General features: G+C 61.5%; 11 protein-coding genes. 4 read left to right on the plus strand and 7 right to left on the minus strand.

Annotated features, from left to right (window positions below; all coding sequences use genetic code 11):
- Nucleotides 1-170: 170 nt before the first annotated feature.
- Both FHS89_RS14405 and FHS89_RS14410 read right to left on the minus strand, forming a co-directional pair.
- Nucleotides 171-1,094, minus strand: coding sequence for an NrtR DNA-binding winged helix domain-containing protein (locus FHS89_RS14405; protein WP_184012826.1), 924 nt, complete (start codon nt 1,092-1,094; stop codon nt 171-173).
- A complete protein-coding gene (locus FHS89_RS14410) occupies nt 1,091-1,690 on the minus strand; it encodes an HD domain-containing protein (RefSeq protein WP_184012827.1) in 600 nt (199 codons plus the stop codon). The genes FHS89_RS14405 and FHS89_RS14410 overlap by 4 nt, the downstream gene beginning before the upstream one ends.
- Before the next feature lie 122 nt (nt 1,691-1,812).
- On the opposite strand from FHS89_RS14410, the gene FHS89_RS14415 reads away from it, so the two are divergent.
- The 3 genes from FHS89_RS14415 (at nt 1,813) to FHS89_RS14425 (ending at nt 5,265) form a co-directional block, all read left to right on the plus strand.
- Nucleotides 1,813-2,967, plus strand: a complete 1,155-nt coding sequence (locus FHS89_RS14415) for a Fic family protein (protein WP_221229452.1) — start codon at nt 1,813-1,815, stop codon at nt 2,965-2,967.
- A 91-nt stretch (nt 2,968-3,058) separates the two neighbouring features.
- Nucleotides 3,059-4,444, plus strand: a complete 1,386-nt coding sequence (gene ahcY, locus FHS89_RS14420; RefSeq protein ID WP_184012828.1) for an adenosylhomocysteinase — start codon at nt 3,059-3,061, stop codon at nt 4,442-4,444.
- Nucleotides 4,445-4,560: 116 nt separating this feature from the next.
- Nucleotides 4,561-5,265, plus strand: coding sequence for an extensin-like domain-containing protein (locus FHS89_RS14425; protein WP_184012829.1), 705 nt, complete (start codon nt 4,561-4,563; stop codon nt 5,263-5,265).
- Here FHS89_RS14425 and FHS89_RS14430 read toward each other — a convergent pair.
- Nucleotides 5,262-5,669, minus strand: a complete 408-nt coding sequence (locus FHS89_RS14430) for a DUF1761 domain-containing protein (RefSeq protein WP_184012830.1) — start codon at nt 5,667-5,669, stop codon at nt 5,262-5,264. The two genes, FHS89_RS14425 and FHS89_RS14430, sit on opposite strands and share 4 nt — an antisense overlap.
- An 82-nt stretch (nt 5,670-5,751) precedes the next feature.
- Here FHS89_RS14430 and FHS89_RS14435 point away from each other — a divergent pair, with 82 nt between their 5' ends.
- Nucleotides 5,752-6,234, plus strand: a complete 483-nt coding sequence (locus tag FHS89_RS14435; protein ID WP_184012831.1) for a DM13 domain-containing protein — start codon at nt 5,752-5,754, stop codon at nt 6,232-6,234.
- Here the strand turns inward: FHS89_RS14435 and FHS89_RS14440 are convergent.
- The 4 genes from FHS89_RS14440 to FHS89_RS14455 all read right to left on the minus strand — a co-directional run bounded on the left by FHS89_RS14440 (nt 6,231) and on the right by FHS89_RS14455 (nt 13,196).
- Complete coding sequence (locus FHS89_RS14440; protein WP_184012901.1) at nt 6,231-6,644, minus strand: EVE domain-containing protein; 414 nt, start codon at nt 6,642-6,644, stop codon at nt 6,231-6,233. The two genes, FHS89_RS14435 and FHS89_RS14440, sit on opposite strands and share 4 nt — an antisense overlap.
- Entirely contained in the window at nt 6,644-6,916 is a 273-nt protein-coding gene (locus tag FHS89_RS14445) for a YciI family protein (protein WP_184012832.1), read from the minus strand. The genes FHS89_RS14440 and FHS89_RS14445 overlap by 1 nt, the downstream gene beginning before the upstream one ends.
- A 62-nt stretch (nt 6,917-6,978) precedes the next feature.
- Entirely contained in the window at nt 6,979-11,385 is a 4,407-nt protein-coding gene (locus tag FHS89_RS14450) for a translocation/assembly module TamB domain-containing protein (RefSeq protein WP_184012833.1), read from the minus strand.
- Nucleotides 11,385-13,196 (minus strand): autotransporter assembly complex protein TamA, encoded by a 1,812-nt coding sequence (locus FHS89_RS14455; protein WP_184012834.1) that lies wholly within the window; start codon nt 13,194-13,196, stop codon nt 11,385-11,387. Before FHS89_RS14455 ends, FHS89_RS14450 begins: the two co-directional genes overlap by 1 nt.
- Between the last annotated feature and the right edge of the window lie 24 nt (nt 13,197-13,220).

The following is a 13,220-nucleotide window of genomic DNA, read 5'->3' on the forward strand; positions in this document are numbered from 1 at the left end:
GACCTGGTACTTCAGTACCTCGCGACGCACAGCCCAGATGCTACCGACGTAAGTCGGTAGTGGTTCACTTTCTTCAAATAGTCCCCGCCGGAGGCACCGCCGCGCCGCAAGGCGCGGCGCCCGGCCCAAAGGGAGCGGCCCGAAGGGCCAGCGACGTGCGGGAGCGCGCCCTAGCGTCTTGCACCACCAAAGCGGACAGTGGCCAAGCGTCTGTCCCATTCGGCTTCTCGGGCAAAGCGGTATTCCGCAGCAGGGCGTCCGGCATGGCGTTGTGAGAGCGATCCTGTCGGCTCGATCAACCCGGATTTCGTGATCATCCGGCGGAAGTTTTGCTTGTGAAGCGATTGGCCGGTCACTGCCTCCGCCGCGTCCTGCAAATCGCCCAGCGTGAATGTATCTGCCATCAATTCAAACAGAACCGGGCGATATTTCAGCTTGGCCCGCAACCGCCCGATACCCGTGGCCAAAATCCGGCGATGATCTACCGGCAATGCGCGGCCAAAGGCGGGCAGCTCCTCAGGGATATCCGCGCCGCGATCCGTGAAATGTTCCGCCACCAGCCCCGCGCCATAAAGCAGTTCATACCGTTCAAGCACCAACTCGTCGCGCCACGGATACCCGTCCAGCCCGAAGGCAAGGCGCACGCGATCCTGAAATGACGCTCCACGGTTCACCTTGCGCAGGCGCGGCAGCAGGTCGTCCTCCAGCATCTGTGGGATGCCATCGCGCCGATCCTCCCATGGGAAGAATTGCCCCCATGGCCGCCAGTCGGAGCCGGGTTTGCGCTCTGCCTGCATCGACACGATCGCCAAATATCCGATGGACACGGTATGCGCCGCCCGTGCCGCAATCCGAGCCTCCCGCGCGCTGTCGCCAAAGGTATAGAGCTGTTCGACAAAGCCAAGGCGCAGCCCGGTCGTTCCTTCCACCCAGTCGCGCAGGGACAGTTCCAGCGTGCGGTGCTCATCGGGGTCAAAGGCGCGGGTGGGCAGGTCTGGCCCCGGCTGGGTCAGCACATAGGGCGTCGTCTCCCGCCCGGCTCCAGCAAGCCCCACCAACACGGCGGAGAGTTCGACCCGGATCGGGCGCGTCATGGTGCGTGCTCATTGAGCAATGTCTCGAACCGGGCGATGAAGTCGGCCTTTACCTCCATCGGCGGGCGGGGGGACAGGCGGATCGCGCCTGCCCCGTCATGGCGTGGCGCGCCAAAGAGCTTGTTCGCCTCTGTCACTGAAAACCCGGCGATCTGTGTCGCCTCAAGCCATGCGGAAATCCGATCCGCCCGCTTGATCTGTTTCTTCACATGCGCGGGGATCGTCGCGGGCAGGCCAAACCGCAGATGTACCGCGGCCATCAGCCGGTCATCCAGCGCCCGATAGCCCGGCCCGACCGCCGCCTTGACCGGCGAAATCATGTCCCCGATGACGTATTCCGGCGCATCATGCAAAAGGGCGGCCAATCGCCATTTCACCGGCGCGTTCGGGGCGATCTGGCCGAACAGGCCCTCCACCAGCAAGGAATGCTCCGCCACCGAATAAGGATAGGCGCCATAGGTCTGCCCATTCCAGCGCGCGACAAAGGCGAGGCCATGGGCGATGTCCTCGATCTCGACATCCAGCGGGGATGGGTCCAGCAGATCAAGCCGCCGGCCAGACAACATCCGCTGCCATGCGCGGGGGGGAGGGGGCATTTCGTGGCTCCTTCTCGGTATTAAAGCGCTGGAACATAAGGCGCCAATTCCGATCCATAGTAAACTGTCAGTTGATTATGGGGGCAGTTTGAGCTCTATGTGTAATTTGACATACATAAGCCATGGACCATGTCATGCAACGTTCTGCTGGAAGATTTATCACGCAACTACAAGGCTATAAGGCTTTTCTTCCTAGTCATCTCCCTGTTGATCCGCCGCTTAACATCGATAGTGAAATGCAAATGCTGTTGTCGCGGGCAGATCGCGCTCTGGGGCGGCTTGATGGATCAGTGCAATCGCTGCCAAATGCCGATCTGTTTGTGTTTATGTATGTCCGCAAAGAGGCGGTTCTCTCGTCGCAAATCGAAGGAACGCAAGCGTCAATAGGCGATGTGCTCGAAGTCGAAGCGCAAGTTTTTGATCCCGAGCGACCCGATGATGTTGGGGAAGTGCTCAACTACGTAAACGCCCTAAACTATGGTCTGGAACGGCTGGATACGCTCCCACTATCGATGCGGCTTATCCGTGAAATTCATGCGCATCTGATGCAAGGGGTGCGAGGACAACATGCGACGCCAGGTGAGTTTCGACAAACACAAAACTGGATTGGTCCTTCAGGGGCTACGCTAAAGACTGCGACTTTTATACCACCGCCACCCGATGCGCTCCCAGATCTTCTGACCAATTTGGAGCGATATATTCACCAAAAAGACACCATTCCATTATTGATTAAGATCGGCATAGCACATGCGCAATTCGAAACTCTGCATCCATTTATAGACGGAAATGGAAGGACTGGGCGCCTTCTCATTACATTACTTCTTTGTGAGAGGGAAACGCTCATCAAGCCTGTTTTATACTTGTCTTACTATCTGAAGCGTAATCGCCAGCAATACTATGATCTCTTACAGGCAATCCGGCATAGCGGACATTGGGAAGAGTGGATCAAGTTCTTTCTATGTGGTGTTGCGGAAGTCGCGAACGAAGCGACGGAGACCGCACGCCGTATCGTTGATCTGAGAGAGGCCCATCGCGATCTGATTGTGTCCCATTTGGATCGCGGCGCGGCAAACGGCTTAAAATTGCTCGAGTCACTGTACCAGCGCCCAATCTTTGCCGTTGCTGATGTTGCTGAGATATTATCGATAACGCCTCAGGCTGCCAACAAGTTAACCGAAAAGTTGCTTGGTCTTGGGCTGATTGTGGAAATAACGGGTCATAAGAGAAACCGTCGGTTTAGATATCAGCCATACATCGCTTTGTTTACCGAGGATTAATCCGTGTCCGTCAATCCCTGCCATACATTGCCGGACGGGACCAGTGGTGCTATGTGCGCAGCAAGCAATGAGCATTCTTAAGGGTTAAACCATGACAACCGACTATATCGTGAAGGATATCAACCTTGCTGAATTCGGACGCAAGGAACTGGATATCGCGGAAACGGAAATGCCGGGCCTGATGGCGCTGCGCGAGGAGTTTGGCGCGGCAAAGCCGCTCAAGGGCGCGCGCATCGTGGGCTCCCTGCATATGACGATCCAGACTGCCGTTCTGATTGAGACGCTGAATGCGTTGGGCGCGGATGTGCGCTGGGCGTCCTGCAACATCTACTCCACACAGGATCACGCCGCTGCCGCAATCGCTGCGGGCGGCACGCCCGTTTTCGCGATCAAAGGCCAAACGCTTGAAGAGCATTGGGACTACCTCGACCGGTCGTTCCAGTTCCCCGAGGGGCCGAACCTGATCCTCGACGATGGCGGCGACGCGACGCTCTATATCCTTCTGGGTGCACGCATCGAAGGGGGTGAGGCGTTCGGCGTCCCGACCTCCGAAGAAGAGGAAGTGATCCAGAAGCAGATCCAAAAGCGGATGGAAGCCTCCCCCGGTTGGTTCACCAAGATGAAAGCCCAGATCAAGGGCGTGTCGGAGGAAACGACGACCGGTGTTCACCGCCTTTATGAATTGCAGCGTGAGGGTGCACTGCCCTTCCCCGCGATCAACGTGAACGATTCTGTCACCAAGTCGAAATTCGACAACAAATACGGCTGTAAAGAGAGCCTCGTTGACGGTATCCGCCGCGCGACCGACACGATGATGGCCGGCAAAACCGCCGTTGTCTGTGGCTATGGCGATGTGGGCAAAGGCTCCGCCGCGTCCCTGCGTGGCGCGGGCGCGCGTGTGAAGGTGACCGAAGTCGATCCGATCTGCGCGCTTCAGGCCGCGATGGACGGTTTTGAGGTGACCACCCTTGAGGACACCGTGAAGGACGCGGATATCTTCATCACCACCACCGGCAACAAGGACGTGATCCGCATCGAGCATATGCGCGAGATGAAGGACATGGCGATTGTTGGCAATATCGGCCATTTCGACAACGAAATTCAGGTCGCAGCCCTCAAGAACCACAAATGGACCAACATCAAGGATCAGGTCGATATGATCGAGATGCCCTCGGGCAACCGCATGATCCTTCTGTCCCAGGGCCGTTTGCTCAACCTTGGCAACGCCACCGGGCACCCGTCCTTTGTGATGTCCGCGTCCTTCACCAATCAGGTGCTGGCGCAGATGGAACTGTGGGAGCGGGGCGAGCAGTACAAGAACGAAGTCTACGTTCTGCCCAAGCATCTTGATGAGAAAGTGGCGCGTCTGCACCTCGCCAAGATCGGCGTGAAACTGACCGAACTGTCCAAGGATCAGGCCGACTATATCGGCGTGACCACCGAAGGCCCGTTCAAGCCGGACACCTATCGGTACTAATCCGCTCAAAAGACGGATGACCTTCACCCCCGGTGCGCTGCGCCGGGGGTTTTTCGTGCCTGCGGCTGGCCCTCTCAACCCATTGATCCTAGGACGGAAGCGAAGGGGAGAGGATCATGCGCCGTGCCATCTTAACACTTTGCGTTTTGGGTGCCGTCGGGTTTGCCGGATGGCAAGGGTTGACCCATCCCAAGACCCCCTTGCCCGATCACTGGAACCCGCTGACACCGCTGAACGTCGCAGCTCCGGTGACGCCGTTTACGGGCATGAAATTGCGCGGCGCGCTCACCGATGGGGCGCTGTGCGCAACGGTGACCGCCCCCGCCGCGCAGTTGACGCAGTTGGAGGACAGGGTGGTCAGCGATCAATGCGGGATCGTGGATCGGGTGTCGCTTTCCGCAGTCGGCGATAGTCAGATCACCCCGGTGGAGACCCGCTGCCAGATCGCGCTGCGCATGGCGATGTGGGAGGTCCATAGCCTCCAGCCCGCCGCCCTTGCGCATCTGGGAGAGCCGCTTTCCCGGATCGACCATATGTCGAGCTATTCCTGCCGCCCCATTCGAACCACGGGTGGCAAGGGACAGCGGATGAGCACCCATTCCACAGCCGACGCCATCGACATCGCAGGGTTCGTCACCCAGTCAGGGCGCCGTATCACGCTGCTCGAAGGCTGGAGCGGCACGCCCGATGAAGCCGCGTTTCTGCGCGCGGCGCGGGACGGGGCCTGTGACTGGTTCAGGACCGTGCTTGGCCCTGAGTATAACAGGCTCCATGCCGATCATTTCCATTTGCAGAATGTCGGCTGGGGCACCTGCCGCTAGACCCCGAACAGCGCCAGCACCAACCCCATCAGCCCGCTGCCGATGGTGGCATAGCCGCCGTCAATCACCGTTAGTCGTATCGGACGCATGGCGAAGGTGTAATTCGTCAACAGCCACGGTGTTGCGATAAACAGGCCAAGTCCGAGCCCCGTGATCAGCCCGCTGACCGCCCCCTCCACGCCGGAGGCCACCATGATATGCCGAACCATCCCTGCCGCAATCAGCGTGGCCGCGAAGGTGATGACATAGGGCATGGCAGAGCCGCTTTGCGGTCCGCCGGGTTGTTTGAGCTTTTCCACCGTCAGGCCCGCTGCCGCCTGCCACGGCTTGGCCAAGACGCCATACCAGATGGCACCAAAGATGTATGATGCGACCGCCGCCGCGATGACCGCAATGAAGTCCATTATCTCGCTCCCATTTCTGCTAGGTGGAAAGGATGCGCGATGCTAGGTTTGAAATCCACAGATTTGAAAGATGAGGCGGATCATGGGCAGGTTTCTCAAAATCGCGATACCGGTGTTTCTGGTCGGGTTTGTGGCCGGGAACGCGTTTTGGTATCTGGCCTCCCCGCTTTGGATCGACGATGTGGTGTCAGAGGCCCTGCCGGATGAATTGATGGTGCAAGAGGTCGCGCGCGGGCAATTCCGCGACGCTGATCGCAGCCATCAGGGCACGGGCATCGCGCAAATCCTGGAAACCGGGGGCGGGGCAAAGCTGCTGCGCCTGACGGAATTTCAGGTGACCAATGGCCCAGACCTTGAAGTGTGGCTTTCCGCGCATCCTGATCCTGTCCGCTCAGCGGATGTGGCCGGGGCAGCGTGGCTGTCGCTTGGGCAGCTCAAGGGCAATATCGGGGATCAGACCTATATCATCCCCGACGACGCGGACCTCTCCGCCTACCAATCGGTCGTGATCTGGTGTGAGCAGTTCGGCGTGTTGTTCAGCCCGGCTGCGCTAACGGGCGGCTAAAGCCCGGCCATTTTGCAGATGATGGCCCATTCCGCGTCCGTCACGGGCTGCACCGACAGGCGGGAGGATTTCACCAGCGCCATGTCCGACAAATCCGGTGTCGCCTTGATCTGATCGAGGGTGACGGGGTTTGGCACCGGCTCAATCGCTTTGATATCGACGCATTCCCAGCGCGGGTCATCGGTTGTGCTGTCGGGATGGGCCTCCGCGATCACTTCGACGATCCCCACGATCCGCTTTTCCTTGACCGAATGATAGAAAAAGCCCCGGTCGCCCACGCGCATCTCCCGCATGAAATTGCGGGCCTGATAGTTGCGCACGCCGTCCCATTCCTCACCAGCATCGCCCTTGGCGACCTGTTTGTCCCAGCCCCATGTTTCCGGCTCGCTCTTGAACAGCCAGTAGCGCATCAGCCGATCACCCGGTTCCACGCCTCGATCCGCACATCGGAAAAGAGGCCCGCCTTGGCGTAGGGATCATTCGCGGCCCATGCTTCTGCTGCGGCACGGTCCGCCACGTCGAGGATCACGAGCGATCCGCGCATGTCGCCCGCGTCATTCAGGAACGGGCCAGCCTGCTGCACCACGCCGCTTTCCTTGAGATAAGCCACATGGGCCGGACGGTTTTCCTGCCGCACGGGCAGGGCGCCGGGTTTGTCGGTACAGATCAGGGCAAACAGCATGGGGCCTCCATCAATCACAATTGCGCGGAGCATATCCGAGCCGCGCGCGCGGGGCCAGAGGATCAGAAGTCGATGCTATAGGTCACACCGACGGAGTTGCCTTCGGTCTGGCTGGCCTCACCGTCAATGACGACATTGTCGAAAATGTCGATCTCCACCCGCACGGCGCCGGTTTCCGATCCGGCCAATCCCTGTTCTGCTGCGATAAAGACGCCATCGGCAATCGTCCGTCCGACAGTGACGGTGGCGTCGCCATCTTCGCCCGGATCAATCTGCAACACGTCAACGCCAAGGGCCGAGCGGGCCACATCCAGCGGCCCGGCATTGCCCGATAACAGCGTCGCAAGACCAGAGGCAAGCGTCAGTGTCTGCCCGGCGGTCAGTGATTGCTGCGAGCGCCCGAATAACAGCTGCGGCAGCACTTCTTCTTCCGGCAAAACCGGGACCGAGGACAGGCTGATGGTCGGGGCTGATGCCGTGCCTTCGATGATGATAAGACCGGTCAGGTCATTGGTTTCGCGTTGCAGGACGACCCGGATGATCGGATCAATGACCAGCCCACCGTTGAACGTGGCGACCCCTTCGGTGATCTCGAACCGCTTACCGATCAGGGTGAAGCTGCCGCGCTGCTCCGTCACGGTGCCAAGCACACGCGGCGTGCGCGTGGTGCCGGAGATTTGCAAATCCGCGCCCCATTCGGAATCCAACCCGCGTCCGCGCGCATAAATCCGCCCCGGTGCCGTCACCCGAATATCCAGCGTGATGTTAGACGGATCATCGCGCGCCTGCACGATGGTGGGCTGCCCCACGATGCGAATGGGCCCAAGCGTTTCCACATCCGCCGCGCCTGCCGTGACGAGCCGCACTTCGGCCCGGTCAATCGTGATGTCGCCAGAGGCCAACAGATCGGCCTGCGTGCCGTCCAACACCAGATCGGCAGAGATTTGGGCCGTGATGTCATCCCGCCGGATCAGCACCGCATCCCGCGCCGTGATCGTGCCATCAATATTGAGCGCGCCATCCCCCGCCCTGAGGGAAACGCGCGCGGCGACCGTGCCCGCCCCACCATCGCTGCTGTTCGCGACGATGCTTAGCTCCGTCAGGCTCTCGGCAGAGGCGCGCAGGCTCACATCCCGCAGGATCACACCGGCGGGCAGGTTTTCGTATCGGCCATTCTCCAGCGTTGCGGCCCCCGAAAATTCGGGTGCGCCAACCGTGCCCGCGACCCGCAGCGCGATGACTGTTTCACCGGACAATACTTGATCGGGGATCGGTAGGGCCTCCCAGATGCGCCCGATATCGCCGTCCCAGTTGATTTCCCCGTCGATCGGGGCGCCCTGCTCGATCAGGGGAATGGGACCATTGCGGTTTGGCCGCAGGGGCAGGACGACGCGCGCGCGCAATGGGCGCTCGAACCCGCCCAGCACGGTTGCCTCTGTGCGCAGGTTGGTCCCGTCCCAGAGGCTGCTGGCGGTGATGTCGAGCGCGCCCGTCTCTGGCGGGACATTCTGCGCCACGATGCCACTGCCGACAAAATCCACACGCGCCGATGCGCTGCCGGGGGTCGTGTCGAAATCCGCGACCGTGGTGATCCGGCCCGCACGGAACGGAATATCGGCCAGTTCGCCAACAAAAGCGAGGTCCAGACCCGTTACAGCCACCTGACCCTGCGCGCCACGTTCAGTGACCGTAGCATCCGCCGTCAGTTGCCCGTCGCGCGGCAGGTTGAGCGACAGGCCCGATACCGCCTGCCCCCCCGCGCCAGAGCGCAGCGTGAAGGGCTGCGCAATGGCGAACACCTCTCCCGACACCACCGCATCAAGGGAGCTCATTTGCACCTCAACACCATTCTGGAGCGCCATCACCCCGCCTGCGTTGAACACCAACGGATCGCGCAGCACCGTGCCTTGCGCATTGGTCGTGAACCGCAGCGCCGTGAGCGGGCCATTGGCGGAGAGGTCAAGCCGGTCAAGCTCGGTGCCATTGGCAATCGCCACCGTGTCCATCCCCAGATCAAGCGTCACGCCCCGCGCGCCGAACGCATCCTCAATCACCAGATCAAGCACGCCGCTTTCCACATAAACCCCTGACGCGGTCAGGTCGCGCACGTCGAAATCAAGCCGCACGCCCTGTTGGCCCGTCCGCGCGTCAAAGCTCAGAACGCCATTCGCCCCACCCTGTAGGCCGGCCGCCGGGATGAATTGTCGGCCCAATGGCGCAAGGTTGGATTGGGAAACCTGAAACTGACCGGTGGCCAAGGGCTGCCCGCCCGCAGGCAGTGCGATATCCGCATCACCGCTCAATTCCAGCCCGAGGATATTGCCCGTAAGCCCGGTGATCCGCCCACGCTCATTCCCGAACCCAAAGCCAAGCGCGAAATTGCTGTTATTGAGCAGCCCGCCCTCGCCATCGACGCGCACTCGGCCCGTGATCTCTTCCGCCAGCAGGACGGTATGATCCACCGTCACCGTGCCGAAAGTCTGGCCAAAGCCCGCTGCATTCGCAAGCTGGGCATAGCCCGTCAGGCGCCGCTCCTCCGGGCCGGTGGTCTCTAGCCGTCCTTCGGCGAACAAGCGGCCCGACAGGTCAAGCCCATAGGCGCGCGCCACCGGGCGCAGTCCCGGCGTCTCCACCCGGTAGACAAGGTCATCCGCGCCCGCGCCGATCTCACCGCTCGCTTCAAGGGTCAGCAGGGGCGCGTCGAGGAACACCTCACGCAGCAACAGCCGACCCGGCTCTTGCATCAGCGCGATGCGCAGATCGACCTGATCCAATATCTCCGGCCCGATCCGGTCCAGCCGCAGGCGATCCGCGCGGCCCCCGGCGGTCACTTCGATCTGTTGGGTTTCGGGATCGCGGGTCATGCGGCCCGACAGAACGGCACGTCCAACATCGGCAAGCGGGGTTTCGATGCCCTGAAGCGTCGTCTCCGCCGTGGCGTCCAGAAAACCAGCGTCCAATGTGGCATTCAGGGTCAGCCGTGCGGCCCCATCGGCCTCCTGTCCGTAGGTGCGCGCCAATTGGCCCAGATCAGCGACAGCGGCCTCTGCCGTCATGGTGCCGTTCTGGAAATCCATCGCGACAGAGCCGGACGCATCCGCGACAAGGATATTCGACCGCAACGCCAGCCGATCAAGCGTCAGCCGCTCCGCCGTGGCTGATCCGTCAAGCGACAGGGTCGCGTTGGGGATCAAAAACCGGTCAAGCCGCAGGTCCGTGGCCGCGCCTTGTATCACGCCGCGCCCGGTGGTGCCGTCATATCCGCCTTCGAGCGTGAGGTTGAACGCCTCCGCTCCCACGAATGCGGTCTCAAGCGCGCGCAGGGTGCCGAACCCGTCCAGTTCGAAATCTCGGGTCGCACCGCGCATCGTCGCATCAAAGGAAAAGCCGTCGAAATCCACCGCAGGCGAGAGCGCGGCAAGGGTCGCCTCCCCATTCAGGTTCAGCCGCAGGTCAAGCGCCCCGCTGGCCCGATCCACCGTGCCATCGGCGGTCATCTGCAACGCGGGGGAGGTCAGTTCTGCCGCGTCAATCGCAATCAGGCCATCGGCATTTTCGCTGATCGCGACCTCCAGAATGGCTGCGTCCCCCAACACGGTGCGCGCGGCCTCTCCCATCTGCGCGCCGGGAAAGAGCGCGAAATCCGCCTGAACGGAGAGCGGCGCGACATAGGAAATCCCGGCGGAGCCTTGGGCCAGCACGACGTTTTCCGCCTCGGCCTCCAGTTCCAAAAGCCAGTCGTCCTGTGGCCCGCGCCCGGAAAGGTCCAGCCGCACGGGGCTGTCCTCCGGCAGGCCAGTATAGGCCGCAACCATCCCGCCGGGTGCCTCTGCCGCGTCAATGTCGAGCGTCAGGGTGTTGCTGTCGAACAGCCGTTCAAGGAATAGCGCGATATTGCCCTCCACCCCGTCGCGGCGGTTGATTTGAAGGGAAACCCGCTGCACATCGCCCTCGTCCCGCACCTGCCCCGTAGCGTCAAAGCGAATGGCCTGCGCCAGCACCGTATCCGCGATGAAAATATCGCGCAGCGTCAGATCGTTGACGATCAGCCCAATGGGGCTGCGTGGCCATGCGAAGGGCGAAAAGGAGCCGGACACAGCCGCATCATCCGCGATCTCTGGCGCTTCGGCGGCAGGATCGGGCAGGCGCGTCATGCGCATCCCGGTGATTTGCAGCGCCTCGATCTCCAACTGACCGCGCAAAAGCCGCGCTGCGTTCCATCTGACGGAGAGCGCGTCAATCTCGATCCAAGTGCCACGCCCATCGGACACGCGCACGCCGCGAAGGCGGGTTTCCCCTTCGGTCGGTTCATCCACCTCATCGGCGGTCACTTCAAACGAGCCGGGGGTGGAGACTTGCTCCAACGCGAATTGAACAATCCCGCTGCGCAGATTGAAAATCGACGTTTGCGCCTGCGATGGTCCTGCCAACAGCGTCAGGATCAGCGTTATGAGTGCCAGAGCACGCATCAAAAGGCCTGACCGATAGAAAGGTAGAATTGATAGCGGTCCTCATTGGGGCGACGGTCCAGCGGCACGGCGATATCCGCGCGGATCGGCCCCACGGGGGAGAAATACCGCAGGCCAAGGCCCGCAGCCTCCCGCACATCGCCAACAGCGTCCGGAATGGGCGAATCGTTCACGATGCCCGCTTCGGCAAATCCGACGCCACCGATTGTGTCGGTAAAGCGCAGGCGGACTTCCGCGCCCGCCTCCAGGACCGAAAGGCCGCCGCGCGGATCACCCTGTGCGTCCCGAGGGCCGATCCCATCACTGACAAAGCCGCGCACGGACCCGCCGCCCCCCGCAAACAGGCGCAAGGGCGCTGGCACATTGTTCACGTCATCGGCAAGGATGGAGCCGACGCGGAACCGGGTGGCAAAGATAAACCCGCCATCATCATCCAGCCGCCGGTAGAACGAAATCTTGGCATCCGAGCGCAGGAACTGCACGTCGCGATTGTTGACCTCCCCGATATAGGGCGTGACCTCAGCCGTCAGGCGCGCGCCATTGCGCGGGTCGAACTTGTCCCGCACGCTGTCATAGCTTGCGGTGATGGGCAGGCCATAAACCAGTGAGTTTTGGGTGACGCCACTGTCCACCAGATTTGCCGTTTCCAGTGACAGGCCAACCCCGCCGCGCCAGCGGTCGTCAATCTGCCGTTCCAACCCGATCTCGGCAGAGGCGGTTTGGCCGTCAAACGCGTCCTCCGACGTGTCCCGAAATTCGATGGAGGCCACCAGATCCTGACCGGAGCGGCGGTATTGCGGGATTTTTCCGTCAAAGCCAACGACGGTGTTGCGCTCATTCACCTCACCACGAATGCCCACCGTCTCGTTTTGTCCCAGAAGGTTGCGGTGAACGACCGATGAGCCGACCTCAAGCCCAAGGTCGGTATTGAGCCGCACACCGACGGAGAACGTACGCGGTTTGCGCTCTTCAACCCGGACCAGAACGGGCAATTCGCCGCCCTCGGGCGCGTCCTCCGGGCGGTCAACGGAGACGGAGGTGAAAAGCTCCGTCCGCGCCAGATCCTGCTGGAGCGCGCGGATTTTGGCCCCGTCGAAAATCTCCCCCCGGTCCCAGTCGATATAGGTGCGCAGGTAATCCAACTCGACCGTTTCCACCCCCTCGAACAGAGTTTCTCCGAATGTGTATTGGGTGCCTGCATCAATCTGCGATGTGACCGTCAGCGTGGCCTGTTCAGGATTGGCCAGCACATCGCGCCGCAAAAAGCGGGCATAAGCATAGCCGTCCCGCTGAAGTGACGCGACGGCCGCGTCTTCGGCTGAGATGATCGGGCTGGCAAGTGCGGCCTTCCCCACGGGCGAGCCATAAACCGCCCCGCTGATATCATCCCGCACGGGCGATGAATTGAGCAATTCGATCTGATGCGTTTCTAGGATGAACTGCCGCCCCGGTTCGATCTGGAGCCGCACATTCGCGCGGCTGTCAGGGTCATCCTCGGTCGGAGGTGTCACCAGAACCGTGATCTCGGGCAGGATATAACCATCGGCGCGCAGCACGCTTTCCAGCACGTCCACGTCACCTTCCGCCCGCCGCCGCAAGAAGGCAAGCGACGGCGCGCCATCTTCCTGCTCGACAAATAGGGCGAGGCTATCCTCTGCCACCTCCTCGACGCGTTCATCCGGGGCACCGACGATCTCAATGTCATAGCGGACGGGGGTGGTCACGTCGGGCACGGTCAGAAACGCGGCCTCCTCCCCACATGCCGCAAGCATGAAGAGCGCACAGATCGCGGCAGGTTTCCTAAGTGACATCATACGTCCCACATGTGGTGCCAC

Origin of the sequence: Rubricella aquisinus (genome assembly GCF_014199445.1) — a bacterium.
Classification (GTDB): Bacteria; Pseudomonadota; Alphaproteobacteria; order Rhodobacterales; family Rhodobacteraceae; genus Rubricella; species Rubricella aquisinus.

Excerpts from the sequence above, each read along its gene's own strand:
- FHS89_RS14405 (WP_184012826.1), bottom strand. The coding sequence starts at position 1,094 with ATGACGCGCCCGATCCGGGTCGAACTCTCCGCCGTGTTGGTGGGGCTT.
- FHS89_RS14410 (WP_184012827.1), bottom strand. The coding sequence starts at position 1,690 with ATGCCCCCTCCCCCCCGCGCATGGCAGCGGATGTTGTCTGGCCGGCGG.
- FHS89_RS14415 (WP_221229452.1), top strand. The coding sequence starts at position 1,813 with ATGGACCATGTCATGCAACGTTCTGCTGGAAGATTTATCACGCAACTA.
- ahcY (WP_184012828.1), top strand. The coding sequence starts at position 3,059 with ATGACAACCGACTATATCGTGAAGGATATCAACCTTGCTGAATTCGGA.
- FHS89_RS14425 (WP_184012829.1), top strand. The coding sequence starts at position 4,561 with ATGCGCCGTGCCATCTTAACACTTTGCGTTTTGGGTGCCGTCGGGTTT.
- FHS89_RS14430 (WP_184012830.1), bottom strand. The coding sequence starts at position 5,669 with ATGGACTTCATTGCGGTCATCGCGGCGGCGGTCGCATCATACATCTTT.
- FHS89_RS14435 (WP_184012831.1), top strand. The coding sequence starts at position 5,752 with ATGGGCAGGTTTCTCAAAATCGCGATACCGGTGTTTCTGGTCGGGTTT.
- FHS89_RS14440 (WP_184012901.1), bottom strand. The coding sequence starts at position 6,644 with ATGCGCTACTGGCTGTTCAAGAGCGAGCCGGAAACATGGGGCTGGGAC.
- FHS89_RS14445 (WP_184012832.1), bottom strand. The coding sequence starts at position 6,916 with ATGCTGTTTGCCCTGATCTGTACCGACAAACCCGGCGCCCTGCCCGTG.
- FHS89_RS14450 (WP_184012833.1), bottom strand. The coding sequence starts at position 11,385 with ATGCGTGCTCTGGCACTCATAACGCTGATCCTGACGCTGTTGGCAGGA.
- FHS89_RS14455 (WP_184012834.1), bottom strand. The coding sequence starts at position 13,196 with ATGTCACTTAGGAAACCTGCCGCGATCTGTGCGCTCTTCATGCTTGCG.